The organism is Rhodococcus huquni (assembly GCF_055231055.1).
This window is the reverse complement of record NZ_JBUYWE010000002.1, coordinates 229,723-255,377: the sequence shown is the minus strand read 5'-3', so window position 1 is coordinate 255,377 and position 25,655 is coordinate 229,723. Positions and strand designations below refer to the sequence as shown.

The window sequence follows — 25,655 nt, the reverse complement described above, 5'->3', positions numbered from 1 at the left end:
TGCTAAGGGTAGGACGGACGCTGGTCGGCGAGCGAATTGAGCGCCCCAGCCATCTCCTCCGCCTTCGGGCTGGTGATCGTGAGCCGATCTCCGCACGCGGTGGTGATGATCAGCGCAGGCCCGGACCTGGTGACCACTCCGTAGTTGTGCGGCCCCTTGGCCTTGAGTCCCCAGCCGCCGAAGTCGTCGAACGGTTTGATCTCGCTGACCCGAACCCCCTCGATCTCCTCGGTTCCGTACGCGATCGACGTCATTCCCATATTGACGACGCGTATTCCCGAGGCGTCCACGATCACCCGGAAACGCAGGACCGCCAGCACCAACAGCAGGATCGGGACGAAGACGGCGAGGATCCACCAGGTTCCGACGACAGTCGACAGCCACAGCGCGGGCGCCACCGCGAGCAGGATCAGCACCCCGGTTCCGACGGCGCCGAACCCCACGTCGTCGGTGATGGGCAGCTTGTTCGTGGGATGTCTGGGGAGGTCGGGGCCGGGCCGTTCGGTGGCGGGGACGCGGACCCGATGGTCACGAAGGGCCGCGGCGCCGAGTAGGCCGAGGGCCGTACCGATCAGCACACCCATCCCCAGAGCGGAGGTGGGCAATTCGGTGTCGGCGCCCGATTCACGGTCGAGTTGGACCGAGAGGAGCGTGACCTGGATCGTTACCGTCAGACCCACCACGGTGAGCCCGGTGAGCAGCATGGTTCTGCGGATCATCAGTTGGCCGCCTGCCAGGACGGCGAAGCTGCAACAGCCCCCGCCGATCAGCAGAATGACGATCGCGAACGTCCACGCACTCGACATGGGCGTGTCGAAACCGTCGGCCGAGGTGGTCGTCCAGTGAGTGGCGATCTCTGCTGGTAGCCGCGGTTGCCAGAGCTTGGTGAGGACGAGACCGCCGACGGCGGCGAGCAGCGGGACGAGAAGGCCGAACAGCGCACCGGCAGGGTCGACGATGCGCCGCGAACTCACGTCGAGGGTTCGTGTCAGCCGATCAGGACGGCTGGCACGCGTCCTTCAGGCTGCAGGCGCCACACGAACTGCCACAGCCGCCGGTCTCGGGCGCCGGCAGGGCCGCCGCGGTGCGAGCACCGAGCACGCCACCGAGCGCGACCGTCACGATCGCGGCGACAACGGAGAATCCGACTGCCACGAATGCCAGGGCGCCGTCGAGAAGGGAACCGGCTGCGCTACCGATGACCAGGAGTGCGGCCGAGGCCAGCATCGTGGGGGCCGCAACCTTGTTGGCCAGTGCAAACGTCTCGTCGTCACGCAGGGTCTCGGGGGTACGAACACCCGCCCAGCGGTTGCGCGGCAAGCGTTCGGTCAGGCCGGCGACGGCGACGCCGCCGAGCACGACGGCCAGCACGAGAAGCACCACGGAGACAATCAACACCAGCCCAGGATACGGCGCGGGGCCGGTGGCAGGTGAAACCGGGTGGCCGGACGCTCTACGCTGGTTGACGGTATTTCACGTCAGCCCAGTAGATAGTGACCACAGTGACCGACTCTGTTCAGCCCACCCCACCGTCCGAAGCGACCCCGCAGCACCGCTACACCGCGGAGCTCGCCGGCCAGATCGAGAAGCGCTGGCAGGACCGCTGGAGCGAGGAGGGGACGTTCGACGCGCCCAACCCCGTGGGTCCGCTCGCGCCCGAGGACGACGGGGTAGTCCCGGCGGACAAGCTGTTCGTGCAGGACATGTTCCCGTATCCCTCCGGGTCGGGTCTGCACGTCGGCCACCCCCTCGGCTACATCGCGACGGACGTGTTCGCCCGCTTCCACCGCATGCAGGGGCACAACGTTCTGCACACCCTCGGTTACGACGCGTTCGGCCTGCCCGCGGAGCAGTACGCCGTGCAGACGGGCACGCATCCGCGCACCACCACCGAGTCGAACATCGCGAACATGAAGCGTCAGCTCCGGCGTCTGGGCCTGGGGCACGACGAGCGTCGCAGTCTGGCGACCACCGACGTCGACTTCTACCACTGGACGCAGTGGATCTTCCTGCAGATTCACGGCGCCTGGTACGACACGGAAGCCGGTAAGGCCCGTCGCATCGCCGAGCTCGAGGCCGAACTCGATTCGGGCGAGCGCACTCTGGACGACGGGCGGGACTGGAACGCGCTGTCGGCTGCCGAGAAGGCGTCGGCGATCGACTCCTACCGGCTGGTGTACCAGTCGGATTCGATGGTCAACTGGTGCCCCGGACTGGGGACGGTGCTCGCCAACGAAGAGGTCACCGCCGACGGACGCAGCGACCGCGGAAACTTCCCCGTGTTCCGTAAGCACCTGCAGCAGTGGATGATGCGGATCACCGCGTACTCGGACCGCCTCGTCGACGACCTCGAGCACCTCGATTGGCCCGAGAAGGTCAAGACCATGCAGCGCAACTGGATCGGCCGTTCGCACGGCGCGCAGGTTGCGTTCACGTCCGGTGAGCACCCGATCGAGGTGTTCACCACGCGTCCCGACACCCTCTACGGCGCAACGTACGTGACTCTGGCCCCGGAACATCCTCTCGTCGATACCTTGGTGAGCCAGGAATGGCCGGCGGGTGTCGACGAGCGGTGGACGGGCGGTGCAGCCACGCCGGCGGAAGCGGTTGCGGCCTACCGCAAGTCGATTGCCGCCAAGACCGACCTCGAGCGCCAGGAGAACAAGGAGAAGACCGGTGTCTTCCTCGGTGCCTACGCGGTCAACCCGGTCAACGGGCACGAGGTCCCGATCTTCACCGCCGACTACGTGCTCACCGGGTACGGCACCGGCGCCATCATGGCGGTGCCCGGGCACGACCAGCGTGACTGGGAGTTCGCCACCACCTTCGGTCTCGACATCGTCGAGGTCATCTCCGGCGGCGATGTCACCGAGGCCGCATTCACCGGTGACGGTCCGCTCGTGAACTCCGGCCTGTTGGACGGACTGTCGGTGACGGACGCCAAGTCCACCATCACCGAGTACCTCGAACAGGAGGGAACGGGCCGCGGCACCATTCAGTACAAGCTGCGTGACTGGCTGTTCGCGCGCCAGCGGTACTGGGGCGAGCCCTTCCCTATCGTGTACTCGGCAGACGGAACCGCGCAGGCGCTGCCCGAATCGCTGTTGCCGGTGGAGCTTCCCGAGGTCGAGGACTACGCACCGGTGTCGTTCGATCCGGACGACGCGAACTCCGAGCCGTCTCCCCCGCTCGCCAAGGCGACGGACTGGGTGAACGTCGAGTTGGATCTCGGCGACGGACTCCAGACCTACCGACGCGACACCAACGTCATGCCGCAGTGGGCGGGCAGCTCGTGGTATCAGCTGCGCTACATCGACCCCACCAACCAGGACGTGTTCTGCGACAAGGAGAACGAGGCGTACTGGGTGGGTCCGCGTCCCGAGCTGCACGGCGCGAACGATCCGGGCGGCGTCGATCTGTACGTCGGCGGCGTGGAGCACGCGGTGTTGCACCTGCTGTACTCGCGGTTCTGGCACAAGGTGCTGTTCGATCTCGGCTACGTCAGCTCGAGCGAGCCCTACCGTCGCCTGTACAACCAGGGCTACATCCAGGCGTACGCATACACCGATGCGCGTGGCGTCTACGTCCCCGCCGACGAGGTCGAAGAACGCGACGGCAAGTTCTTCCACAACGGCGCGGAGGTCAACCGCGAGTACGGGAAGATGGGCAAGTCGCTCAAGAACTCCGTGAGTCCGGACGAGATCTGCAACGAGTACGGCGCTGACACCCTCCGCGTGTACGAGATGTCGATGGGCCCGCTGGACACGTCGCGGCCCTGGGCGACCAAGGACGTCGTCGGCGCACAGCGATTCCTGCAGCGGCTGTGGCGTGTCGTGGTCGACGAAGAGTCCGGCGACGTGCGTGTCACCGACGACGAGCCGACCGAGGACACTCTGCGTGCTCTCAACAAGGCGATCGCCGGTGTCTCCGACGACTACAAGGGCCTTCGCGACAACACGGCCGCGGCGAAGCTCATCGAGTACACGAATCACCTCACCAAGGCGTATCCCGGCGGTGCGCCGAGGTCGACGGTCGAGCCGCTGGTGTCGATGGTCGCTCCGCTGGCGCCGCACCTGGCGGAGGAGCTGTGGTCGCGCCTCGGCCACGAGACCTCGTTGGCACACGGACCCTTTCCCTCTGTGGAGGAGAAGTGGTTGGTCGAGGACACGGTCGAGTACCCGATTCAGGTCAACGGCAAGGTCCGCAGCCGCATCAGTGCGCCCGCGGATGCCGCCCGGGAGGACCTCGAGAAGATCGCGCTGGCGGACGAGAAGATCGTCGCGCTGCTCGACGGCGGTACGCCGCGCAAGGTGATCGTCGTCCCCGGAAAGATGATCAACATCGTTCACTAGTCATTAACCGCCTGTGAGCGGTTAGCGAGTCTCAGGGCTCGCAAACCACTCACAGGTGGGGGAATCGTGTTTACGATGGGGTCGTGGCCACCGAGCTTGTCGGGCCGGCCGCGTCCGGCGTTTCGACGCCCCGCGCCCGACGTAACGATCCGCGCACACGGTTGCTGGCTGTGTGCGCGATGGTTACCGCGTTCGTCACGGCATGTTCGGGCGGTGGCGGCACCCAGGTGGACCGAGTGCAACTCGACCTGGCCGTCGAGCAGAGCGACCTGCCCTGGACCGACGTGCTGCTGCCACTCCAGGTACCGACTTCGGTGCCCGCCGGGCCGCCCGACACCGCCATCCCGGAGGGCGTCACCGGTGACGGCTTGCCGTCGGGTGGCGCCGATCCGACCGGGGTCTTCGTTTCCGGTGACCGCTTCGGCCTGTACGGCAGCAGTCCGGACCGCCCGCTGTGCGATCGGGAACAGCTCGCCGGCACGCTCGAGAGCGACGAGGCGAAATCGTTCTCGTGGGCCAATGCCCTGGATGTCCAGGACATCCGCATGTACGTCAGGACGCTCACCCCGATGCTCCTTCGGGCCGACACGCGCGTGACCAGTCACGGCTTCGAGGACGGGCACGCGACGGCAGCGCAGTCGGTGCTGGAAACGGGCACCGTGGTTCTCGTCGACGAGTTCGGAGTGCCGACGGTGCGCTGCATGGACGGCAGTCCGCTCACGGCGCCAGTTCTCGGCGACCGGTCGGAACCGTCCGGTGAACCGTGGAACGGCTTCTCCGCTGATTCCGTTGTCGTGGTTCAGCCCGCTGCCGCTCCCCTTCCTGGGTTTCAGGTGGTCGACCTGATGACCGGCGCCGTGATTCCGATACCCATCGGTGCGGGTCCACAGCAGGCGATCGAGCGCCCCACGCCCGCGCCGGTAGAGCCGGTTGCGGTGCAAGCCCCCGAGACCGAAGCGCCCGTTGCCCCGCCGCCGCGTCCAGCGCCGGTACGTCCTCCGGCTCCGGAACCGCCGCCACCTCCTCCGCCACCGCCCCCACCGGCGCCCGAACCACCACCACCTCCGCCACCTCCTGCTCCGGAACCAGAGCCGGTCGAGATCCCGCAGGCCCCCGCGCCTGCGCCGCCCCCGCCGCCTCCTCCGATTCAGGTGCAGATTCCGGGACTGCCGCCCATCGTGATTCCGGTCGGCTGAGGTCTTCCCCTGGCCGCGTCACAGCCGTACTCTCGCTGGATAAGTTGAACACTGAAACACGTTCTATCGAATGGGAGAGTTCGCATGGCGCCGTCGTCCGACGACATCCGCAAGACCGTCACCAAGTACATCGAGGCCGTCGCGAAGGGCACCGTCGACGACGTTCTCGCGCTCTACGCAGAGGGCGCGGTCGTGGAGGATCCGGTCGGCACGGAACCGCGGACGACCACGGAGTCGCTGCGCGAGTTCTACGGCGTCATCGAGCCACTGCAGCAGACCGCCGAGTTGGTGACGCTCCGGATCGCGGGCAACGAAGCCGCGTTCCACTTCTCTCTCGTCACACATCTCGGCGACAACTCGATGGAGATCGCTCCCATCGACGTGATGACGTTCGACGACGAAGGCAAAATCCTGACGATGCGAGCGTTCTGGAGTCAGGACGACATGGTCACCCGTTGATGGTGTCGACTGTGCGAACACTGACCGATCAGAACGGGTTCACCTGGCAGATCACGGAGGCCGGTGACGGCCCAGCCGTGATCATGTGCCACGGCTTCCCCGGCCTGGGGTACAGCTATCGACATCAGATCGAGGCCCTGGCAGACGCGGGATTCCGGGCGGTCGCGCCGGACATGCCGGGATACGGCGGATCCGACTCGCCTGTAGAGGTTGCCGAATACGCCAACGATCGAATGGCCGACCGACTGGTGTCGCTTCTCGACGCGCTCGAGATAGACCAGGCCGTCCTGGTCGGGCACGACTTCGGGGCACCGGCCGTGTGGACGTTGGCGGAGAAGTATCCGGAGCGGGTGCGAGGGCTGGCGCTCCTCGCGGTGCCCTACACCCCGGACGCGATGCCGTGCCGCCCCTCGGACCTGTTCGCGAAGATGTCGAAGAAACACTTCCTGCATCTGCACTACTTCCAGGAGGCCGGGGTCGCCGAGCGAGAATTGGACGCGGATCCGCGTCGGTTTCTGCGGCGTCTCTTCTTCGCGCTGTCCGGGGCGTACGACTACCTCCACATCTGGCAGCACCAGTCGGACGGCAACGGTTACCTCGATGTCCTTCCCCATTCACCGGGCTTGCCGTGGTCCTGGTTGTCGGCGGACGAGTTCGACCATTACGCAGCGGTATTCGCCGAGACCGGGTTCACGGGTGGACTGAACTGGTACCGGGCCTACGACGAGAACTGGGAGCGTCACGCAGACCGGTCACACGAACTCACGGTGCCGACCCTGTACATCGCCGGTGAGGCAGATCCGGTCATCGCGATGAGCGGTCCGCAGGCTCTGGAACGAATGAAATCCACCGTGCCAGATCTGCAAGGCGTGCATCTGATCGAGCACACCGGCCACTTCGTTCAGCAGGAACGTCCCGAGGAAGTGAACCGACTCCTTCTGAAATTCCTGGCCGACCTTTAGGCGATCAACGCACGCGCAGAACGACTTCCGTCGGATGCGCATCTGCGGGGGTTTCGATGGCAGTGCGGACAGCGCGCGCGACGGTTGTCGGCTTCAGGAACTTCTCGGGGTCGTAGGTTGCGCCCTCGTGGTCGACGATTGCGCGCTGCATGTCCGTGTCGATACGGCCAGGATGGATCGACGTGACGCGAATTTCCTTCTCCTCGAGACGAAGTGCGTCGCCGAAGGCCCGCAGCGCGAACTTGCTCGCAGCATAGGACGCCCAGCCGGCATTGGCACGAAGTCCCGCACCGGAATTGATCAGCACCACATGGCCTTTGGCGGAGCGCAACGCGGGCAGGAGAAGTCGAGTCGACTCGGCCACCGCGATCACGTTCGCTTCCAAGGTGCGCCGCCACTGCTCGACCGACGACTCGGCGATTGTGCCGAGGTCTGCGATGCCCGCATTGTGGACGAGCACGTCGAGGCTCTCGACTTTCGCGCAGGCATCTGCGACGGCGGCGTAGTCGGTGAGATCGACCGGCCACGGGGTGGAATCGCGGAGTTCGGCGGAGATGTCGGTGAGGGACTCGGCCGATCGCGCCCCCAGGAGAACGTGGTGGCTGGGGGCGAGGTCGCGCGCAATGGCGGCGCCGAGTCCGCGGGACGCGCCGGTGACGAGGGCGGTAGGCATGGTTCGAGGTTAACCCGGGCCTCGGTCACGGCGAACGAGCAGCGCACCGAGCGTGACGAGGCAGAGGTTTCCCAGGCTCTCGACCGCTTCGGAGGTGGCCATGGTTGATCTCCTTCGTTGTCCCCTGGAGTGACGAGCATGAATTAACCTCACCACCGACCTCTAGACCATTGACAACTGGCACGGTAATGAATGAGTCTGTGGTCGTGGAGAAGCGCATAGGGGCGAGGATCGGGTTGGCGCCCGTGCCCGGACGACCGTCACTGCGAGCTCGGCTCGCCGCATTGTCGACCGTAGGCGGGTTGCGCCTGTTGGCGGACGTCGTACCGCTGAACCGCTCCGGTGTGTGGTTCATGCGGCGACTGGTCGCGACAGCGATGGGGATGTTCGGCCCACCGGTACGGGGAACACGAGTGACGCCCGTTCGTACGGGCGCCGTCGTCGGTGAGTGGGTCTGCGCACCGGGCGTCGAGCGCTGTAGCTCGGCTATTCTCTACCTTCACGGCAGCGGCTTCGTCATCTGCTCGGCGCGCACCCACCGAGGTCTGGTATCGAGGCTGTCGCGGGCCACCGGGCTCCCGGTCTTCACCGTGGACTATCGGCTCGCCCCCGAGCACCGCTATCCCGCCGCCGCCGACGACATCGAGGATGCCTACCGGTGGCTGTTGGCCCACGGTTTCGAGGCTGACCAGGTTGTAGTGGCCGGGGATTCGGCGGGTGGGCATCTCGCGTTGGATCTGGTGCTCGAGAATGCGCGAACGCGGATCCCGCAGCCCGCGGGAGTGGTGTTGTTCTCCCCTCTCATCGACCTGACTTTCGCACTTGCGGCGGCGCAGGAACGCCTGCACAAGGATCCGATGATTTCGGCGTCTGGGGCGCGCAACCTCATATCTCTCTACACCGTCGGGCAGCCGGACAACGCGCCGCGACTTCAGCTCGCTCCGCGTGAGGGAACCGTGCTGCCGCCCTTCTTCGTGCAGGCCGGGGGTGCGGAGATGCTCAGCGCTGATGCCCGCCACCTGCAGCAGCTGGTCCAGGGCGCGGACGGGTCGTGCGAGCTCGAGGTGTGGCCGGGGCAAATGCACGTCTTCCAGGCCCTGTCGCTACTTGTTCCCGAATCAGGTCCCGCCCTGAACCGTGCCGCGGCGTTCGTCGCGGACGTCATGACACGCAGTGCCGACACTGCAGACAAGGTGAGTTGACCCATGCCATCGAGGTCGAGGAAATCGAAGCCGTCTCACGATGCACGAGCGGTCGTCACTGGTGCCGGCAGCGGCATAGGCCGCGCGTTCGCACTCGAACTGGCCCGCCGTGGCGGTGAGCTCGTCTGCGCTGATATCTCGCTCGAGCGAGCGAAAGAGACGGCACGTCTGATCGGGGCGATCGGCGGGACCGCTCACCCGGTGGCCTGCGACGTCTCGATTCGCGAACAGGTCGAGGAACTCGCTCTCTTTGCTGAGCTAGAGTTCGACGGGCCGGTCACCTTGGTGATCAACAATGCCGGCGTCGGAATCGGCGGAAAACCGGTGGGCGAAGTGGGTTTCGAGGACTGGAACTGGGCACTCGGTATCAACCTGTGGGGCGTGATCCACGGGTGTGAGGTCTTTGCTCCACAGCTGCGCGCGGCGGGAGCAGGCGGCTTCATCAACGTCGCCTCGGCGGCCGGATTTGCCGCAGCACCCCTGATGGCGCCGTACAACGTCGGTAAGGCCGCGGTCATGTCGCTGTCGGAGACCATGCGGGCGGAGCTCGCCGGCTCCAGAGTGCGGGTGACGGTGCTGTGTCCGACCTTCGTCAAGACCAATGTTGCGGTGGACGGCCGGATCACCGGCCAGGGCACCCAGCTGGCGGAATGGCTGATGCGGCGCACTGGGTTCTCTCCGGACCGTATCGCCACCATCACCCTCGACGCCTACGACAAGGGTCGGCTGTATGTGGTTCCGCAGATCGACGCGAAGCTGATTTGGCGACTCAAACGTTTGCTGCCGGCTGCCTACGCCTGGGGCAGTGGAACTCTCAATCGTCTTGTACCGAAACAGGAGTCGAACTCTACCGGGGCAGCAATCACCCAAGACCGCTTGCACAACGCGAAAGGAGTGTGACATGTCTTTCGATTTCGACGGCATGCTGCAGAAGATCAAGGATCGCCAATGGGCGCTGGCGGATATCGACTGGGAAGCACCCGGCGCAGAGACGATCAGCCCGGAGCTGCACGCCAAGCTCAAGCCGTTCATGGCAGACCTGATGTGGATCGAGAACGTCGGTGCGCGCGGATTCGCGGCGATGGCGCTCAAGGCCCCGACCGGCACCCTCAAGGAGATCTACCAGTACTTTCACGCCGAGGAGCAGAAGCACGCCAACGCTGAACTCGCGCTGATGCGCCGGTGGGGGATGCTTGACGGCGACGAGATGCCCGAACCGAACATCAACGTCAAACTCGTCATCGATTGGCTGGACAAGCACTCCGACGGCCTGTCTCTCTCGATCCTCGGGACCGTCATCCCCATGCTCGAGGTCGCTCTCGACGGTGCGCTGGTCAAGTTCATCATGGACGAGATCGACGACCCGGTATGCCAAGCCGTGTTCAAGAAGATCAATGCAGACGAATCCCGGCACCTCGCCGTCGACTTCGAAGTGATCGAGATGCTCGGACACGCAAAAGCCCGCAAACTTGTCGTCGAAACAGCGGGTGCTTGGATGAACCCGGCGTTGATAATCGGAACCCTCCGATACATTCCGCTCCTGAACAAGATGCGCGACAACATCGTCGAGATGGGCGTGGACGAGGAACGGCTCTACACGGCGATGAAGCGGTTCCGCAATGTCGGCGAGCGCCGCCCGAAGGCGCTCCGTGTTCCGATGTACCGAATCGTGAAGTGGCACGGGAACATGGTCATCGACCGCGATCATCCCTATCACCGGTTCGCCGACCGCATGGTCAAGATAACGGGCCGCAATTCCGGAAAGCGGCTCAATTCCGAACCCACCTGGGCGAAGGAACTGACCTACGAGCCCGTGGCATGAGCGCCGCCGATCCACATGAGGTGGCTGTTATCGGGGGCGGCTTCGCCGGAATCGGTGCCGCTATCCGGTTGAAGCAGAGCGGGATCGACGATGTCGTCGTCCTCGAACGCGGCGAAAGCGTCGGTGGCACCTGGCGGGACAACACCTATCCCGGCGCGGCCTGTGATATCCCGTCGCGGTTGTACTCCTACAGTTTCGCGCCCAATCCGAACTGGTCCCACACCTATTCCGCGAGTACCGAGATCCTCGGCTACATCCAGACGATGGTCGACGAGTTCGGAATCGGCCCGTCCATCCGATTCGACCACAACGTCACCGGCGTGCGCTGGGACGAGGTCGCCGGGACCTGGACTATCGAGATCGAAGGCCGTGACGCATTCGTCGCGCGGGCCGTCGTCATGGCATCGGGACCGTTGGCGAATGTCAGCTTTCCGAACATCAGGGGCCTCGAAACCTACGAAGGCCACAAGATTCACAGCGCCCGCTGGGACCACGATTACGACTTTTCAGGCAAGAAGGTTGCGGTGATCGGCACGGGGGCGAGCGGTGTCCAGATCGTTCCCGAGCTCGTCGAACAGGCAGCGTCGGTGAAGGTGTTCCAGCGCACCGCCGGATGGGCACTGCCACGCACCAACTTGCGCACACGATCGAGCACGAAAGAGCGCTACCGCCTCCATCCCCGTGTCCATTCTCTGGCACGTCGGGCCTGGTTCTGGGGGCACGAAACGGTGGCGCTCGGGGTGGTGTGGGAATCCCCGCTGACCCGAGTGGTCGAGGCGGTCGGTCGCTACCATCTGAGGCGCCAGGTAAAGGATCCGTGGCTACGCCGTCAGCTCACCCCCGACTTCCGGGCCGGTTGCAAGCGCCTGCTGATGACCAGCGAATACTATCCGGCTCTTCAGAAAGACAACTGCACACTGGTGACCTGGCCGATCGCACGGCTGGCGCCCAAGGGCATCCGGACCGTCGAAGGGATCGAGCATCAGTTCGATTGCATCGTGTTCGCCACCGGTTTCGATGTTTCCAAGACCGGCACCCCGGTCCCTGTCACCGGCCGCGACGGACGAGTGCTCGCCACCGAGTGGAGGAACGGGGCGCGTGCTTACAAGAGCATCACCGTATCCGGATATCCGAACATGTACTTCACCTTCGGCCCCAACTCCGGGCCTGGGCACAGCTCGGCGCTGGTGTACATGGAGGCTCAGATCGAATACCTCGTCGAGGCGATCAAGATCGTTCTCGATCGGGATCTCAAGGCCCTCGACGTGCGCCAAGACGTGGAGGACGCGTATAACGTCGAACTGCAGGAGCGGTTGGCGAAGACCACCTGGAACTCCGGGTGCTCGAGTTGGTATCTCACCGAGGACGGATTCAACGCCACCATGTTCCCTGGTTTCGCTACCCAATACGTCAATCAATTGAAATCGGTGAATCTCGACGACTACGTGGAGCTGACCTAGACACAGCGATTGCCCGAGAACCGGTCATTCCGGCGATCACCGATTCACCGCGTCGGCAACGGCCGCTAGGTTGGACCTCGAAACAATCCAACGGGCAGAGAAGGCAACACGGTGACCGAGTATCGCATCGACGATCTCGCCCGCGCCGCGGGGACGACCTCGCGGAACGTACGGGCGTACCAAGAGCGGGGACTTCTCCCGCCCCCGGAGAAGCGGGGGCGGGTCGGCATCTACGGCGACGCGCATCTGGCGCGCTTGAAACTGATCGACAGCCTGCTCCAGCGCGGCTTCACCACCGCGCACATCGACGACTTCATTACCGGCTGGGAGAACGGCCAGGATCTCACGGAGGTTCTGGGTCTGGAATATGCTGTGACCGATTTGTGGTCCAAGAACGAGACCGTAAGCGTCTCGACCGACCTCGTACGCGACTTCCTCAGTGACAGGGACGGCGACCAACTCGAACGCCTCGTCGAGCTCGGATTAGCCCGGGTCGAGGGTGAGAGCTGCATCTTCACCGATCCTGCACTGCTCAGAGGATTCACGGACCTGGCGGAATTCGGGTTCAGCCTCCGTGAGCTCGTCGATGTCCATGAGCGGCTTTTTCACGCGGTCGATGCGATCGCCAAGGACCTGATCGGCACCGCGAAAACTCACATCGTCGACCAGCACGGAGCAGGCTGGCTGCCCGAAGGTGACGAGGTTGGGCAGACCGCGGATATGCTGCGCAAGATGCGCGAACTAGGTGTCGCGTCAGTGCATTCCACGCTCGCCCTTGCCTTGGACATCAACCTCCAGCGTGAACTCGGCGACTACCTCGCCGTCGCCATCGACGCTCGGGGGAACACCGGCGCCTCGGAATGACGGCTTCAGACCGGTCGAAGGAATTCCGGCTGGTCGAGGACTCGTAGCCAGGATCCGTCTGCCTGACGCCGGGCTACCTGCGCACGTGCGCCCGTGCCGTCTCGGGGTGGAGTGGCGGTGAGGGCGAGGTCGCCGCTGATCAGCGTTGGGAGGGGCGGTTCGGGCTGGAACTTCGGGGCATGCGCGAGCACTGATTCCCACAACTCCTGGATCGCTGATCGGCCTACGGTCTGCTTGCCGGGTGGGTAGGCCATGACGGCGTCCTCCGCGTAGAGCGCGGCAACGCCGGCGGCATCGCCCGCGTTGGAGCGCTCTACGAACAGGCGGGTGAGGTCCTCTGGGACCAGTGCCTTTTCCTGAGGGGCTTTCTCGTTGTTCGACATGATCCCAGTCTGGGAGCCCCAGAACGTGAAGTCCAACAGATAGTTCTTCTGCAAACTAGAATCAGAACTTATGGAACTCAGGCAGCTCGAGTACTTCGTGGCGGTGGCCGAAGAGGGCAACTTCACCCGGGCCGCAGAACGGGTGCACATCAGTCAGTCGGGCATCAGCGCGCAGGTCAAGCAGTTGGAACACGAGCTCGGCGCTGCGCTCATCGACCGATCCACCCGCAAGGCGACGCTGACGGTTGCCGGGAAGGCCGCACTCGAGCATGCACGCGACGCACTGACGGCAGCAGAGTCGGTGCGCCAGGCGGTCGACGAGGTCACCACCCTGATCCGGGGCAGATTCCACGTCGGCATGGTCACCGCGTGCACCGTGCCGGGGTTGTTCGACGCACTGTCCGCGTTCCACACCGCTCATCCAGGCGTCGAGATCGCGCTTACCGAAAACAATTCGGAGCGCTTGATCGAACACGTCCGAGCCGGCGAGCTGGACTTGGCGCTGGTGGGAACTGCGGCCGCCCCACCGAGCGACCTCGAAGCCCTGTCGATTGTCAGTGAACCGTTGACGGCCCTTGTTTCTGCCGGTCACGAACTTGCCGAACGCGGTACGGCCACCCTGTCGGAGATAGTCGAGTTCCCCATCGTGTGCATGCCGGACGGCACCGGAATCCGCACAGTGTTCGATCGGGGATGCTCCGCGCTCGGCGTACATGCGGACATCGCATTGGTCGCTAGCGCTCCGGATGCGGTGGCGGACTTGGCTACCCGAGACCTTGGAGTCGCGGTGTTGAGTCGGTCGATGGCGCAGGCCTATCCGCACCTGTGTCCCGTCGTGATCGACGACGTGGACATTCCCGCCGTGCTGTCGCTGGTGTGGTCGGCAGGTAAGAGTCCGGCGCTACGGGAGTTCCTCGTTCATGCTCGCCGTTCCTTCGCCTGACCAGCTTCGCCATTGCAGATCCCGTACCGCGATCACCGGCCCGTCCGGCCGGACCAGCGCGTACTGCGGATACTTGTCCGTCAGGGCATCGATCGCCCGTTCGGCCTCGGCGTCTCCCTTCTCGAGGATCTCGGCGTTACCGTCCACCCGCACCCACCACAGGTTGTCCCAGTCCTCCTCGTAATGATCGACGAGCAGGCTGACGCGCGCGTTGGCTGCTATGTTGTCCAACCGACGTAAGGCCTTGGTGCGCTTTGGTTTATGGTCGACGCTGGTGTACACCACGCCGTCCACGAGGACGAACACGACGGGCACCAGGTGTGGTTGCGCCTCCGCGTTCGCCGTTGCCATGCGCGCTATCCGTGCGACCCCGAAGAGCTTCTCACCGTCCATTCCTCGACGGTGCCACCGGGACGAGCCCATGTCGACCCCTTGCCGTGGGGCGGGCGGTACGCGAACCTGAGTAGGTGGACCCAGTGGATGCACTACGTGAAGTGGCGTTCTGGATGGAGCGCGCACGTGCCGAATCGCATCGGGTGAAGGCCTACCGCCGCGCCGCTGAGGTGGTGACGGAGCTTTCTCAGGAGCAACGGGAGAAGCGTCAGCGCACGAGCACCTGGACGGACCTGCCGGGCATCGGGCCGAAGACGGCCGGTGTGATCGCGGCGTCGTTCGACGGTGTGCCCAAGCACTTGGCGGAGTTGCGAGAGTCGGCCGAGTCCATCGGCGGCGGATCCATGCGCACGGCGTTGAAAGGCGATCTGCATACGCATTCGGACTGGTCGGACGGAGGGAGTCCGATCGAGGAGATGATGCGGACCGCGGCAGCACTCGGTCACGAATACTGTGCTCTCACAGACCATTCTCCGAGACTCACGGTGGCCAACGGACTCTCTGCGGACCGATTGCGTACCCAGTTGGACGAGATCCGCAGGCTTAACGAGGAACTGGCACCCTTCCGTATTCTCACCGGCATCGAGGTCGACATCCTCGACGACGGTTCGCTCGATCAGGACCCGGGCCTCTTGGAGGAACTCGACATCGTGGTTGCCAGCGTGCATTCCAAGCTGAAGGCCGAGCACGGCGCGATGACACGCCGCATGATTCGCGCGGTCGAGAATCCGCACGTCGATATTCTGGGGCACTGCACGGGGCGTCTCGTAGAAGGGGGCCGCGGTACTCGCTCCGAATCGAAGTTCGACGCAGAGAAGGTCTTCGCAGCTTGCCGTGAAGCCGGGACCGCAGTCGAGATCAACAGCCGCCCGGAGCGGCGTGATCCGCCGAGCAGGCTGATCGACCTGGCGGTGGATATCGGCTGCTTCTTCGCCATCGACACCGACGCCCATGCGCCTGGCCAGCTCGCGTGGCAGGGCTACGGCTGCGAGCGAGCCTTGCGGTGCGGGGTCGATCCCGCGCAAGTGATCAACACGTGGTCGGTGGACGAGCTGTCGACCTGGTGTGAAGACAGCTCTGGTTAGCCCACCAGTTCGCTGCGATTCTCCTCGACCGCGGCGGTGACCAGCTTCTGGATCTGCGCTCCGAACACGTCCTGGTCACCAGGCAGGAGGGATACGGTGCGCGGGCTTTGGGCGACGAGGTACCGGCCATCGTCCGCGATGTCCACCCACCGCACGTCGCGCGCGCCGCCGGTGTCGCGTCCGGCAATGGTGGATCCGGCGTAGACCTCGACGCGGCCGACACCCACGCGAGGCTTGCCGAGCAAGTCCTCGAATTGTCGCTTCGGTGTGGTCTGCGGACTCGGTGAGCGCAGCCAGGAAGCGGGTGAGCCGAAGTCGTCCTCAGGCTCGTCTTCGAAGCTGAGTCGATCGACATCGATACGAGAATGGCTTCCTGCTGCCACATTCGGAAGCGCCTCGAGCACGGCTTGTCCGCAGTTGCGGTGCGACAGCCGGGTGACTCGGACGGTGCTGCCGCACAGGTGATCCGGGCCGGGCTTCTGACTCACTACGACGGCGTGTGCACCCCGCACGGCGGCGTACACGCGAACCTTCTCGGCGTCGCCGGCACCGGCGAACCCGCACGCATATATCCGAGCTTCGGGAGTGAGCATGCTGACGAAAGCCCAGTAAAGGTCGTCGTCGAGTTTGGCGCGGAATTGCCTTGCCGCAGCCAAGCATTCGTTGTCGTACTCGTCAGCTGTCTCGGACGACGGACGGAACTGGAACGGATAGTGCGGTCGGTCGACGCCGAACGAACGCCACCCGACCTGATACGTCAGCGGATCGAACTCCCAGGTGGTCACTTCTTGGATCCGGTCTCGTCGGACGGGCGGGGGCGCTGAGCGCCGATCACGGGGGCGTAGGCGCGGTCACCCTGTGCGTCGACCCACTGGCTCAGCTCGTCGTTGCGCAGATAGTCCGGCGTCTTGTGTTCTTCGTCCTTGTCGCCGCCCTGGCCCGCGCCGCGGGCGCCCCCCATGGGGCCCATCCCCATGCCCGGCGATCCGGCGCGGCCGACTCCGCCTGCCGCCGCCGTCGGAGCACCACCGGCCGCAGCGCCGCCGGCATTCGGTGCGCCCAGTGCGCCCGGTCCCGCGCTACCACCTGCACCTCCACCGAGGCCACCGCCACCGGCGCCCGATCCCAGACCGCCACCGGAACCGACTCCGCCGCCACCAGCACCCATTCCGGGCATGCCGGCCGCCGAAGTCCCGGCTGTCGACGGATTGGTCGGTGAGCCCAAGGATTCCGGGCTTCCAGCGCCTTCGGATCCGAGAGCCTGGTCGGACTCCGGGCCCGTCGGCGATTCAGAAGTTGCCTGCTCGCCGGTGGGCGACTCGGGCTGTGTGGGTGCACCCTGATCCGCCGTGGGGCTGCCGGGTGTACCGGTGGCACCGTCGCCGCCCCCGGTACCACCACCGCCACCGCCACCGGTGCCGCCACCTCCACCTGTACCTCCGCCAGTGCCGCCGCCCCCACCACCGGAGTCCGAACCTGCCCCTGGCGGATGCACTTCGGGGAACATCGGCATGGTCTGTGCCGTCGGCGAGATTCCGCTGCCGTAGTAGACGGTGTCCAGAAGCTGCACGGCTTGCTGCTTCGCTTCTTCGCGGCGGTCGTCGTCCCACCCGTCGGCGCCGAAGAATCCCGCGATCTTTCCGGGAACCGTCGCCGACGGCTCCGTCGGAAGGTTCGTTTTCGTGTTGCTCAGAGAGTCCGACAGTAAACCGACTTGACGGGCAACGAGATTCGAGGCCGTCGCCATGCTGTACGAGTCGTTGGCGTACCCCACAATCGCTGCGGAAGCGGAGTCGCCGGCAGGTCCGGTCCACTTGTCGGATATCGCGCGACCGATCTTGGACGAGAACGTTTCGAACGTATCGGCAACAGTGTTGGCCGCCGTCGCCCATTCCTGGCGGAAGGCGTCCACCGATGCGGACTGAATGGGATCGACGTTGGCGACGAGCTGGCCGTGGTCGAAGGCGTCGAAGTTGGTGCAGTGCACTGCCTTCGACTGCATTTCAAGTCCGTCGTACAGCGGATTATTCGTCGTGAGGGACGGAGGTCCAGAATTTGGGGTGCCGATGAACTGCTCAGCCTTGCCGGTCACCATCGATATGTTCTGGAGATTAGTTTGAACGTCGGCAATGCTGAGGATCTGCGGTAGGGGTTGGGGTGTCATGGTCAGCTCGCAACCTCTCCGTTGATGCGAGCGATGGCCTGCGAGGTTTCGTCGTCTGTGGTGAGGGATTCGGCCACCTGGGCGCCCACCATGTCGTGAATCGCTCTCAAGCAGGTGATGTGCTCGTCGATGCGATCGATGAACTGCTGCGTTGTGTCGGAGAGAATGACCGCCAAGTCGTCGGCGCAGCCGAAGTTGCCCAGCGGAAGCAATCGGGTGTGACGGCGCATGTTCTTGCGGGTGTCCTCCAAAGACGCGATCGCGTCAGTACATGCTTTCGCGCAGTCCTGGGCCACACTCGGGTCCAACGTAAGTTCGCCAGCCTTTGCCTCCCCCGCAAGTGCCATCAAGCCATCCACCCCGGATGTTTCACCACTCATCTCCGTAGCCCTCCCCTGTGAGTCCCGAAACCGAACAAACCTTAGTCATCAAGCGGGTATCTCGGCAACCAATGCTTGTCCTGCCCGTACTGCCCATTCGCACATGGGAGTGGCGCCTTTGCTGAGCGCTGGGCGGTAGACCTCCATCAGGACCACGCCGGTGTCGTGCAATGGAAACACAATGTTGCACACCTTCTCGTCTCCTTCCGTCCGGAAGGTGAGGGCCGTTCGATTCTCGATGTTCACCTCTTGGAAGTCGACGTTGCCCGGCCCGTTACGGACCTGATCAACAGTCGCGGTAGCCGACGAAGCGACGAACAGGTCCACGTCCTCGCCGTCCCATGCGCACGTCTTCCACTCCGGTGGCATCGAGGTGAGCCCCGGCCCCTCGGTCGATGGGTCCAGGGTGGCCGCCCGAAGAGCCTCGTCGGAGAGTGAACACGAGTCCCACGGCGCGGCTGCTGCCGCCGTTGTCGTGGTGTCGGAGTTCCCTTCGTCGTTGCTCGAGCATCCCGTTGCGGCGACACCTACTACCGCCAACAATGCTGCTGCGCTTGCCGATGCTCGCCACATTCTCATGGGCGCATCCTTTCATCCGGTCGTGAGGGGGACCCAACGACGGCTGCCGTAGACATGATCGACCGCTCCGCTACAAGCGATGCCGGATGATCGTGGCGGCAAGCATCAGCGCGGCGAGTGGTTCACTCATGTGGTCGGATCGTTGGAGCGTTGTGCGTTTCGGTGTCCGGGTTCGTTCGATTTCGGCGAGTACGGAACCAGCCGGGTCGACAACCTGAAAGCTCTGCTTCTGGACGTGGATCTGCCCCACTCGTTCGTGATCGACCTCAACCCAGAAGTCGGTACTGCGAAGGGTGGTGGCCCAAGTCTTACCCACCAGCCGGCCCAACGTGCTGCCGTCGAGCCGTTTGACGGTGACAGTGAACCGCCGCAATATTCCACTGAGTTCGATCCGCAGTACGCGCTGTCCGTTCTTGTCCTGCACGTCCATCGGGCGCGAAGGAAAGAACCAGCCATCCGAAAATTCGTTGATCGACAGCAGCGTCTTGCTGCCCGATACCTTGGCGAAGCCGAGCGGGGCGTTCGTCGGTGTGGTGATCGCGACCTCGGTGAAGAAGTGGGCTCGAGGGCTCTTCTGGATCACGAGTTCTCCGAGGTCCAAAAGCGAGGGCTCTGACGTGCTAGTTGCCATTGGAAGTGGGCTCCGATCCCGGGGTTGAATCTGGCGGGAGGTCGAGGCTCGAGTGCTCGTACGCGTCCTTGATGCGCGACCCGACGCTGCCGTCAGGTCTGCCGACAGTCTCGTCGCCGACTTCTTTGCCGATCAGTCCGCCGACGATGTGGTCTGCAGAGACTTGGTCTTTGGCGAGCTGTTGGGCCTTCGCAACGCTGAAAAGGTTGACCTCTTCAGGCAGTCTGCCGCGGACACCGAGCTTGAATGCGCTCTGCACACCGCCCTTCACTGCACCGTGACCACCCGCTTGCGCGACATCGCCGAAGTCGTAGCCGTCGCGCAGCCCCGTCTTCGATTCGAAGGCTTGGATCCCGAGTTCCGTACTGCCTTCGATCCCGGCTCCGATGGCTGCGCTTGTTGCTATGTTCTTGGCGACCTGCCCAGCAAGTTGTAGGGCGCCCCGCTGGAGCATCTGGGTGATCAGTTGCCTGATGATCAATTGGACGGATGCGCGGGTGGCGATGGTGGCCGCTGCACCGGCGGCCGCGCCCGCACCGAATGCCCACACTGTGGCTGCTGCGGCAACGAGTGATGCCGCGAGGGTGACGAGGTTTGCGATGATGGCCAACTTTGCGCGGCGCACGTCTTGTGCTGCGCCGTCCAGCATTTCGGCGAGTTGGTCGCAGGTCTCGAGCAGCTCGCGCATAGCGCCGGCATCGCCGCCGACCTTCTGCCAGACGTTGGTTATCGCGTCGTTGACGTCACCCTCGATCGAATCGAGGAGTTGCTTGACGGTGTCGTCGCTGAGGTCGTTGAGAGATCCGATCGCGGTCGACGCGTTGTCCCAGTGGTCGGCACAGCGCTGCATCGCTGTCTCGTCGGCGTCGGGCCAGTCTGTGCCACACACCTTTTCGGCGACCCAGCGCAACGATCCGGGTATCTCGATTCCCACGATCAGCCTCCCGTGCCGGGGTCGATCGCGCCGATCGCACCTGTGAAGCCGGTTTCGGTGCCTTCGAAACTGTCGGCGGTGCTGTTGATCTTGTCACCGATGATGTCGAACAGTTTCCCGAGTGCACTGATGGCCTCGATAGCGTCCTTGGACGCCGGCACGTACTTAGAGGCGAAGCTGGCCCCCACTTCGTCGGCGCCCCAGCACTCACCCTCGCCGTCGAGGCCACGGGTGAGATTCCACCCATCGATCATGGCCTGCGCCTGCAAGGAGACGAAGCGGGGCGCGAAACTGCGAAACTGCTCTAGGTCTACGCGTAGCTGATCACTCATGCGTCACCGCTCGTCCCTCAGCCAGTTGACTGAGCCTGTGTCCTCGGCCTCTACCGGTTCTTCTGCCACTTCCCGCGAGGGGACTCGTTCGGCCGGTGTCGGGATGAAGGAGTCGAACACCTCACGCAGACTCGGCGCACCTGGCGTCAGGTCGGTGATGTCGGGCATGGCGTCCGCAATGTCGGTGATGGGAGATACCGCTGCGGCCGCCTGCTCCTGAGCGGAGCGCGCTGCGGCCTGTGCTGCTTCGGCCACCGACTCGGACAGACGCTCCGGCGTGGACCTCTTGAAAGCTTCCGGTGCGATCCACACGTCGATCGGGATCCCGCCGGCATTGGCCGTCACGCGAGCGAGGTTGTTCGCGGACCAACCCTCGGCCCTGATTGCCTCGAGTGAACTTTTCAGCCCTGCCAGCTGCTGAGTCTGCTCGTCGAAGGCCGACAACATCGACTCGACGCGCTCGCTGAGCGCATCGTTCTCTGCTTTCAGCTGTTCACGGTCGTCCCCAACCATTGATTCCCCCCTCTGACCGGAATATCGGTCGACAGTCTAACGACCACGACCGGTAAACCCGCGACTCACCCGCGCCGCTGCAGCTCTTCCAACTGAGCCCGGTCGTGCGCACAGAACACCGTCACGCCCGGAGAATCCTGCTGGTTCAACTCTCGCAGCCTTCGGTGATTCTCGGGGATGCGACCACGGTCGTCGGCGAGAGCTTCTTCCACCACCCGCATGAATCTTCCTCGAATTCCGGGGTCGGCCTTTCCGGGCTCTGCGACGACGCTGTGGTGGTAGAAGGCATCACCGGCGTGCACGAGCCAACCGTCCTTGCCGGTGTGGACGGCCACCGCCGCGTGGCCCTTCGTGTGACCCGGCAACGGCAGAAGGAAGAAGTCGTCGCCGATGGAGTCGAGACGGAGCGCGTCGGGGAAACCGAGAATCGGTTCGCCGGGACCGGAGTAGGTGCGCATCGTCGATTCCGGAGTGCGTTGTGCCGGGCGGTAGCGGATTTTGTCGGACGCAGTCTGCCTGGCGCGCACGGCCGCGTCCTCCGCCGCGGTGGTGTGAATCGTTGCGTCAGGGAAGTCGCCGGCGCCGCCGATGTGGTCGAAATCCAGATGCGTGGCGACGATGTGCTTCACGTCCGTGGTCGCGAACCCCAGCGCTTCCAGCTGACGGACTGCGGTCTCGGATTCGAGGAGCTTGGCGCCCATCAGCCGAGGAAACATGCCGAGCCGACGGCCCGGGTCGGCCATGTCGGCGAGCCCGAACCCGGTATCGACGAGCACGAGCCCGTCGTCCGTCTCGCATGCGAGCACGTGACACACGATGGTGCCGACAACGGGACCGCCGAGGGTTCCGCAGTTGAGATGATGGACCTTCATGCGATCACGCTAGCGGGTCGAGCGCGTCACGACCGGACGAGACGTGCGATGGCGTCCGTCGCCTCCTTGATCTTCTCGTCCGCCTCGTCGCCACCTGCCAAGGCCGCGTTGACCACGCAGTGGCTCATGTGGTCCTCGAGCAGCCCCAACGCGACGGCCTGAAGAGCCTTGGTCATCGCGGAGACCTGGGTGAGGATGTCGATGCAGTACTTCTCTTCCTCGACCATCTTCTGCAGTCCGCGTGACTGCCCCTCGATGCGGCGCAACCGCTTGAGGTAGTCCTCTTTGCCGTTGATGTAGCCGTGGCCTGCGTGTTCGTTCTCCATGATCAATCCTCTCGGGAGTTGGCTTGTAGCGGGCGGAAGCCGCGCAGTCGAAGGCTGTTGCTCACGACGAACACCGACGAGAACGCCATGGCGGCACCCGCGATCATCGGGTTGAGCAGGCCCGCCGCCGCCAGCGGGATGGCGGCGACGTTGTATCCGAACGCCCAGAACAAATTGCCCTTGATCGTCGAGAGCGTCCTGCGGGAAAGCCGGATGGCGTCGGATGCCACTCGCAGATCGCCGCGCACCAGGGTGAGGTCACCGGCCTCGATTGCGACGTCGGTGCCGGTGCCCATAGCGATGCCGAGGTCTGATTGAGCAAGTGCGGCTGCGTCGTTCACGCCGTCACCGACCATGGCGACCACCTTGCCCTCGGCCTGCAGACGCTCCACGGTCGCCACCTTGTCTCGAGGCATGACCTCGGCGATCACGTCCGTGATGCCGACCTGGTCGGCCACCGTGCGGGCGGCCTCGGCATTGTCGCCGGTCAGCATGATCGGAGTCAGGCCGAGCGAGCACAGCTGCGACACCGCTTCGGCGGACGTCGGTTTCACGGTGTCGGCAACGACGAGAACGCCCCTCGCTTTTCCGTCCCAACCGATGGCGACAGCCGTCCCGCCGGACCTCTCGGCCTCGTGCATGGTGATCTCGAGTTCGGGTGTCAGGTGGAGCGACCAGTCCTGCAGCAGCTTTCGGCGACCGACGACTACGGCGTGACCGTCGATCATGCCTTGGACACCGAGTCCTTCGGCATTGGCGAACTGCTCGACGGCCGGGAGCGCGCCGGCCTCGTGGGCCGCCCGCGCGATCGCTTGAGCAATGGGGTGCTCGGAGGAGTTCTCGACTGCGCCCGCGTAGCGGAGCACCAGGTCGGAGTCCTCCCCCTCGGCCGGTGTGACCTGAAGGAGCGACATCTTTCCCGTAGTGATGGTGCCCGTCTTGTCGAGGACGATGGTGTCGACCCGACGTGTCGATTCGAGCACCTCGGGCCCCTTGATCAGGATGCCCAGTTGCGCGCCGCGACCAGTGCCGACCATCAATGCGGTGGGTGTTGCCAGTCCGAGTGCGCAAGGGCAGGCGATGATGAGGACCGCTACCGCTGCCGTGAATGCGGTCGCAATCGATCCGCCGGTTCCGATCCAGAACCCCAACGTGCCCACGGCAATTGCGATGACGATCGGAACGAAGATTCCCGAGATGCGGTCCGCAAGCCGCTGCACGTCGGCCTTGCCGGTCTGAGCCTCCTCGACCATGCGTGCCATCTGCGCCAACTGAGTGTCGGAGCCGACATGCTTGGCGCGAACCACCAGCCGACCGCCGACGTTGGTCGTCGCTCCCGCTACCTCGCTGTCCCGTCCCACCTCGACGGGCACCGATTCGCCGGTGAGCATCGACGCGTCCACGGCCGAGGTTCCCTCGATCACGATGCCGTCGGTGGCGATCTTCTCGCCCGGACGCACCACGAACTCGTCCCCGACCGTGAGCTGATCGATGGGGATCCGCTGCTCGGTGCCGTTACGCAGCACGGCAACGTCTTTTGCGCCGAGCTCGAGCAATGCGCGCAGAGCAGCGCCGGCCTGGCGCTTGGAACGGGCCTCGAAATAGCGACCTGCGAGAATGAAGGTGGTGACGCCGGCAGCCGCTTCCAGGTAGATGTTGCCCGCACCGTCCATACGAGAAATCGTGAACTCGAACGGGTGGACCATGCCGGGAGTGCCTGCGGTTCCCCAGAACAGTGCGTACAACGACCAGCCCAGTGCAGCAAGCGTTCCCATCGAGACCAATGTGTCCATGGTGGCGGTGCCATGACGGAGGTTGGTCCACGCCGCCTTGTGGAACGGCAGTGCGCCCCACACGACGACCGGCGCCGCCAGAGTCAACGACAGCCACTGCCAGTTGGTGAATTGCAACGCCGGGATCATCGCCATTGCGATCACCGGCACGCTGAGGATCAACGACACGAGAAGCCGCTGACGCAGTTGCTGGGTCGGGTCCTGGACTTCGGCCTGATCGCCGGGTTCGTGCGGAAGAGCGGCGGTGTAGCCGGCCGACTCGACGGTCTCGACCAGGTCGCCGGTGGAGACACCGTGCGGGTACGACACCGCCGCCTTCTCCGTCGCATAGTTGACGGTGGCGGTCACGCCGTCCATCTTGTTGAGTTTGCGCTCGATGCGATTGGCGCACGACGCGCAGGTCATGCCGCCGATCGCCAGTTCGATGCGATTGTCGGTGGTGGAAAGGTCGGGTTTCGAAACGTCAGTGGCCATGGCCGTGCTCGCTCGGTTGTGTGTCTGTCGAATCACCTGGTTGCGCCGTGACGGTGAACTCCGCGGTTCGGACGGTGTCGCCGTGCTGGAAGTCCAGGAACAGTCGGTAGTCGCCGGCTTCGGGCGCAGTCAGCTCGAACTGGATGCCCGGTCCTGCCGGGGTCACGCCGTCTCCGGGATGACCGGTGGGGTGAACGTGCAGGTAGTCGAGGTTGTCGGCGTCGATCGCGACCAGATGGCCGTAGGCGCCGAGGTAGGGCTGCAGATCGGTGACGGGGGCACCGTCACGCGTCACCGACAGGGTGACCGTGGACGGCGAACCGGCAGTGACCGTGCCGTCGAGGGTGACCGTGTAACCGTCGACAGTGGTGGTGTTCGAGACCGGTGGCAGGGGCTTGGCTTCGGCGGCGCCGGGGACGGTGACGTCGGCGGTGGCCACGGCATTCTCACCGCCAGCGGGAACGAAGTCCGCGTAGAGGCGGTACTGGCCTGGGTCGGTGAAGGTCGTTGTGGTGGTCCAGGTTCCGTCGTCCGACAGAGTGGGGTGCAGGTGCTGGTAGCCGCTGGTGTCGTCTCGGACGACGATGAGGTGCAGCAACTTCTCGTGCTGCTCCGTGTAGTCGGTGACCGGGTTGCCGTCTGCATCGAGGATGCGGAACTGCAACGGCGCCTCGGTGCCGAGTGGTAGCTCGGTGGTGACGGGTTCGAGGGTGTAGTCGCTGTGGCTCGCATGGCCCATATCCGCCATCGCGGTGTCGGGCTCAGTCTCGTCCGGACCGATGGTTCGGCCGATCACGAGGGTGACCACGAACAGCGCGGCCAATCCGCCTATGAACAACAGAAACTTGCGTGACTCGTTCATG

28 protein-coding genes are annotated in these 25,655 nt (G+C 64.8%); 11 read left to right on the top strand and 17 right to left on the bottom strand.

Going from position 1 to position 25,655, the window contains the following annotated elements:
- Positions 1-2 precede the first annotated feature (2 nt).
- Both ACZI8R_RS04760 and ACZI8R_RS04755 read right to left on the bottom strand, forming a co-directional pair.
- Positions 3-974 carry a DUF1648 domain-containing protein gene (locus ACZI8R_RS04760; RefSeq protein WP_463378430.1) on the bottom strand — a complete coding sequence of 324 codons (972 nt, stop codon included), beginning with the start codon at positions 972-974 and terminating at the stop codon, positions 3-5.
- Between the two features lie 22 nt (positions 975-996).
- Positions 997-1,398: an SdpI family protein gene (locus tag ACZI8R_RS04755; protein ID WP_463378429.1), complete on the bottom strand. Its 402-nt coding sequence runs from the start codon at positions 1,396-1,398 to the stop codon at positions 997-999.
- Positions 1,399-1,502: 104 nt separating this feature from the next.
- On the opposite strand from ACZI8R_RS04755, the gene leuS reads away from it, so the two are divergent.
- From leuS to ACZI8R_RS04735, 4 genes are all read left to right on the top strand, one after another.
- Positions 1,503-4,352, top strand: coding sequence for a leucine--tRNA ligase (gene leuS / locus ACZI8R_RS04750; protein ID WP_463378428.1), 2,850 nt, complete (start codon positions 1,503-1,505; stop codon positions 4,350-4,352).
- A gap of 83 nt (positions 4,353-4,435) precedes the next feature.
- Positions 4,436-5,548 carry a DUF6777 domain-containing protein gene (locus tag ACZI8R_RS04745; RefSeq protein ID WP_463378427.1) on the top strand — a complete coding sequence of 371 codons (1,113 nt, stop codon included), beginning with the start codon at positions 4,436-4,438 and terminating at the stop codon, positions 5,546-5,548.
- 84 nt (positions 5,549-5,632) lie between these two features.
- Positions 5,633-6,007, top strand: a complete 375-nt coding sequence (locus tag ACZI8R_RS04740) for a nuclear transport factor 2 family protein (protein WP_463378426.1) — start codon at positions 5,633-5,635, stop codon at positions 6,005-6,007.
- The gene (locus ACZI8R_RS04735) at positions 6,007-6,969 is read left to right on the top strand and encodes an alpha/beta fold hydrolase (RefSeq protein ID WP_463378758.1); all 963 of its coding nucleotides are present in this window, start codon (positions 6,007-6,009) and stop codon (positions 6,967-6,969) included. The genes ACZI8R_RS04740 and ACZI8R_RS04735 overlap by 1 nt, the downstream gene beginning before the upstream one ends.
- Before the next feature lie 4 nt (positions 6,970-6,973).
- Here ACZI8R_RS04735 and ACZI8R_RS04730 read toward each other — a convergent pair whose 3' ends face one another.
- Positions 6,974-7,642 carry an SDR family oxidoreductase gene (locus ACZI8R_RS04730; protein WP_463378425.1) on the bottom strand — a complete coding sequence of 223 codons (669 nt, stop codon included), beginning with the start codon at positions 7,640-7,642 and terminating at the stop codon, positions 6,974-6,976.
- A 188-nt stretch (positions 7,643-7,830) separates the two neighbouring features.
- On the opposite strand from ACZI8R_RS04730, the gene ACZI8R_RS04725 reads away from it, so the two are divergent.
- The 5 genes from ACZI8R_RS04725 to ACZI8R_RS04705 all read left to right on the top strand — a co-directional run bounded on the left by ACZI8R_RS04725 (position 7,831) and on the right by ACZI8R_RS04705 (position 12,990).
- Positions 7,831-8,844 (top strand): alpha/beta hydrolase, encoded by a 1,014-nt coding sequence (locus ACZI8R_RS04725; protein WP_463378424.1) that lies wholly within the window; start codon positions 7,831-7,833, stop codon positions 8,842-8,844.
- 3 nt (positions 8,845-8,847) lie between these two features.
- On the top strand, positions 8,848-9,744 hold the full coding sequence (locus ACZI8R_RS04720; RefSeq protein ID WP_463378423.1) for an SDR family NAD(P)-dependent oxidoreductase: 897 nt from the start codon (positions 8,848-8,850) through the stop codon (positions 9,742-9,744).
- A gap of 1 nt (position 9,745) precedes the next feature.
- A complete protein-coding gene (locus ACZI8R_RS04715; protein WP_463378422.1) occupies positions 9,746-10,666 on the top strand; it encodes a ferritin-like domain-containing protein in 921 nt (306 codons plus the stop codon).
- Positions 10,663-12,126, top strand: coding sequence for a flavin-containing monooxygenase (locus tag ACZI8R_RS04710; protein WP_463378421.1), 1,464 nt, complete (start codon positions 10,663-10,665; stop codon positions 12,124-12,126). The genes ACZI8R_RS04715 and ACZI8R_RS04710 overlap by 4 nt, the downstream gene beginning before the upstream one ends.
- A 111-nt stretch (positions 12,127-12,237) precedes the next feature.
- Positions 12,238-12,990 carry a MerR family transcriptional regulator gene (locus ACZI8R_RS04705; protein ID WP_463378420.1) on the top strand — a complete coding sequence of 251 codons (753 nt, stop codon included), beginning with the start codon at positions 12,238-12,240 and terminating at the stop codon, positions 12,988-12,990.
- 5 nt (positions 12,991-12,995) lie between these two features.
- Here ACZI8R_RS04705 and ACZI8R_RS04700 read toward each other — a convergent pair whose 3' ends face one another.
- Positions 12,996-13,373, bottom strand: a complete 378-nt coding sequence (locus tag ACZI8R_RS04700) for a YybH family protein (protein WP_463378419.1) — start codon at positions 13,371-13,373, stop codon at positions 12,996-12,998.
- A gap of 70 nt (positions 13,374-13,443) precedes the next feature.
- On the opposite strand from ACZI8R_RS04700, the gene ACZI8R_RS04695 reads away from it, so the two are divergent.
- Positions 13,444-14,316: a LysR family transcriptional regulator gene (locus ACZI8R_RS04695; protein ID WP_463378418.1), complete on the top strand. Its 873-nt coding sequence runs from the start codon at positions 13,444-13,446 to the stop codon at positions 14,314-14,316.
- On the opposite strand, the gene ACZI8R_RS04690 is transcribed toward ACZI8R_RS04695, so the two are convergent.
- Positions 14,275-14,709, bottom strand: coding sequence for a TIGR03668 family PPOX class F420-dependent oxidoreductase (locus tag ACZI8R_RS04690; protein ID WP_463378417.1), 435 nt, complete (start codon positions 14,707-14,709; stop codon positions 14,275-14,277). The two genes, ACZI8R_RS04695 and ACZI8R_RS04690, sit on opposite strands and share 42 nt — an antisense overlap.
- A gap of 74 nt (positions 14,710-14,783) precedes the next feature.
- Between ACZI8R_RS04690 and ACZI8R_RS04685 the strand changes: the two genes are divergently transcribed.
- Positions 14,784-15,794, top strand: a complete 1,011-nt coding sequence (locus ACZI8R_RS04685; RefSeq protein WP_463378416.1) for a PHP domain-containing protein — start codon at positions 14,784-14,786, stop codon at positions 15,792-15,794.
- On the opposite strand, the gene ACZI8R_RS04680 is transcribed toward ACZI8R_RS04685, so the two are convergent.
- From ACZI8R_RS04680 to ACZI8R_RS04625, 12 genes are all read right to left on the bottom strand, one after another.
- The gene (locus ACZI8R_RS04680; protein ID WP_463378415.1) at positions 15,791-16,579 is read right to left on the bottom strand and encodes an ESX secretion-associated protein EspG; all 789 of its coding nucleotides are present in this window, start codon (positions 16,577-16,579) and stop codon (positions 15,791-15,793) included. The genes ACZI8R_RS04685 and ACZI8R_RS04680 overlap by 4 nt on opposite strands.
- Entirely contained in the window at positions 16,576-17,796 is a 1,221-nt protein-coding gene (locus tag ACZI8R_RS04675; RefSeq protein WP_463378414.1) for a hypothetical protein, read from the bottom strand. Before ACZI8R_RS04675 ends, ACZI8R_RS04680 begins: the two co-directional genes overlap by 4 nt.
- Positions 17,797-17,960: 164 nt before the next feature.
- Complete coding sequence (locus ACZI8R_RS04670) at positions 17,961-18,338, bottom strand: hypothetical protein (protein ID WP_463378413.1); 378 nt, start codon at positions 18,336-18,338, stop codon at positions 17,961-17,963.
- A gap of 48 nt (positions 18,339-18,386) precedes the next feature.
- Positions 18,387-18,917, bottom strand: coding sequence for a DUF3558 domain-containing protein (locus tag ACZI8R_RS04665; protein WP_463378412.1), 531 nt, complete (start codon positions 18,915-18,917; stop codon positions 18,387-18,389).
- 70 nt (positions 18,918-18,987) lie between these two features.
- Positions 18,988-19,500 carry an LURP-one-related/scramblase family protein gene (locus ACZI8R_RS04660; protein WP_463378411.1) on the bottom strand — a complete coding sequence of 171 codons (513 nt, stop codon included), beginning with the start codon at positions 19,498-19,500 and terminating at the stop codon, positions 18,988-18,990.
- Between the two features lie 37 nt (positions 19,501-19,537).
- Positions 19,538-20,482, bottom strand: a complete 945-nt coding sequence (locus ACZI8R_RS04655; RefSeq protein ID WP_463378410.1) for a WXG100-like domain-containing protein — start codon at positions 20,480-20,482, stop codon at positions 19,538-19,540.
- A gap of 2 nt (positions 20,483-20,484) precedes the next feature.
- On the bottom strand, positions 20,485-20,814 hold the full coding sequence (locus ACZI8R_RS04650) for a WXG100 family type VII secretion target (RefSeq protein WP_463378409.1): 330 nt from the start codon (positions 20,812-20,814) through the stop codon (positions 20,485-20,487).
- A gap of 3 nt (positions 20,815-20,817) precedes the next feature.
- Complete coding sequence (locus ACZI8R_RS04645; RefSeq protein WP_463378408.1) at positions 20,818-21,327, bottom strand: YbaB/EbfC family nucleoid-associated protein; 510 nt, start codon at positions 21,325-21,327, stop codon at positions 20,818-20,820.
- Between the two features lie 65 nt (positions 21,328-21,392).
- Positions 21,393-22,199: an MBL fold metallo-hydrolase gene (locus ACZI8R_RS04640; RefSeq protein WP_463378407.1), complete on the bottom strand. Its 807-nt coding sequence runs from the start codon at positions 22,197-22,199 to the stop codon at positions 21,393-21,395.
- A gap of 26 nt (positions 22,200-22,225) precedes the next feature.
- Positions 22,226-22,525, bottom strand: coding sequence for a metal-sensitive transcriptional regulator (locus ACZI8R_RS04635; protein ID WP_463378406.1), 300 nt, complete (start codon positions 22,523-22,525; stop codon positions 22,226-22,228).
- A 2-nt stretch (positions 22,526-22,527) separates the two neighbouring features.
- Positions 22,528-24,792 carry a heavy metal translocating P-type ATPase gene (locus ACZI8R_RS04630; protein ID WP_463378405.1) on the bottom strand — a complete coding sequence of 755 codons (2,265 nt, stop codon included), beginning with the start codon at positions 24,790-24,792 and terminating at the stop codon, positions 22,528-22,530.
- Positions 24,782-25,654: a hypothetical protein gene (locus tag ACZI8R_RS04625; RefSeq protein ID WP_463378404.1), complete on the bottom strand. Its 873-nt coding sequence runs from the start codon at positions 25,652-25,654 to the stop codon at positions 24,782-24,784. Before ACZI8R_RS04625 ends, ACZI8R_RS04630 begins: the two co-directional genes overlap by 11 nt.
- Position 25,655 lies beyond the last annotated feature (1 nt).

Coding starts and splice junctions, on each gene's coding strand:
- ACZI8R_RS04665 (WP_463378412.1), bottom strand. CDS start 18,917: ATGAGAATGTGGCGAGCATCGGCAAGCGCAGCAGCATTGTTGGCGGTA.
- ACZI8R_RS04695 (WP_463378418.1), top strand. CDS start 13,444: ATGGAACTCAGGCAGCTCGAGTACTTCGTGGCGGTGGCCGAAGAGGGC.
- ACZI8R_RS04650 (WP_463378409.1), bottom strand. CDS start 20,814: ATGAGTGATCAGCTACGCGTAGACCTAGAGCAGTTTCGCAGTTTCGCG.
- ACZI8R_RS04625 (WP_463378404.1), bottom strand. CDS start 25,654: ATGAACGAGTCACGCAAGTTTCTGTTGTTCATAGGCGGATTGGCCGCG.
- ACZI8R_RS04630 (WP_463378405.1), bottom strand. CDS start 24,792: ATGGCCACTGACGTTTCGAAACCCGACCTTTCCACCACCGACAATCGC.
- ACZI8R_RS04640 (WP_463378407.1), bottom strand. CDS start 22,199: ATGAAGGTCCATCATCTCAACTGCGGAACCCTCGGCGGTCCCGTTGTC.
- ACZI8R_RS04670 (WP_463378413.1), bottom strand. CDS start 18,338: ATGAGTGGTGAAACATCCGGGGTGGATGGCTTGATGGCACTTGCGGGG.
- ACZI8R_RS04725 (WP_463378424.1), top strand. CDS start 7,831: ATGAATGAGTCTGTGGTCGTGGAGAAGCGCATAGGGGCGAGGATCGGG.
- ACZI8R_RS04720 (WP_463378423.1), top strand. CDS start 8,848: ATGCCATCGAGGTCGAGGAAATCGAAGCCGTCTCACGATGCACGAGCG.
- ACZI8R_RS04715 (WP_463378422.1), top strand. CDS start 9,746: ATGTCTTTCGATTTCGACGGCATGCTGCAGAAGATCAAGGATCGCCAA.
- ACZI8R_RS04635 (WP_463378406.1), bottom strand. CDS start 22,525: ATGGAGAACGAACACGCAGGCCACGGCTACATCAACGGCAAAGAGGAC.
- ACZI8R_RS04710 (WP_463378421.1), top strand. CDS start 10,663: ATGAGCGCCGCCGATCCACATGAGGTGGCTGTTATCGGGGGCGGCTTC.
- ACZI8R_RS04675 (WP_463378414.1), bottom strand. CDS start 17,796: ATGCAGTCGAAGGCAGTGCACTGCACCAACTTCGACGCCTTCGACCAC.
- ACZI8R_RS04735 (WP_463378758.1), top strand. CDS start 6,007: ATGGTGTCGACTGTGCGAACACTGACCGATCAGAACGGGTTCACCTGG.
- ACZI8R_RS04700 (WP_463378419.1), bottom strand. CDS start 13,373: ATGTCGAACAACGAGAAAGCCCCTCAGGAAAAGGCACTGGTCCCAGAG.
- ACZI8R_RS04690 (WP_463378417.1), bottom strand. CDS start 14,709: ATGGACGGTGAGAAGCTCTTCGGGGTCGCACGGATAGCGCGCATGGCA.
- ACZI8R_RS04645 (WP_463378408.1), bottom strand. CDS start 21,327: ATGGTTGGGGACGACCGTGAACAGCTGAAAGCAGAGAACGATGCGCTC.
- ACZI8R_RS04730 (WP_463378425.1), bottom strand. CDS start 7,642: ATGCCTACCGCCCTCGTCACCGGCGCGTCCCGCGGACTCGGCGCCGCC.
- ACZI8R_RS04740 (WP_463378426.1), top strand. CDS start 5,633: ATGGCGCCGTCGTCCGACGACATCCGCAAGACCGTCACCAAGTACATC.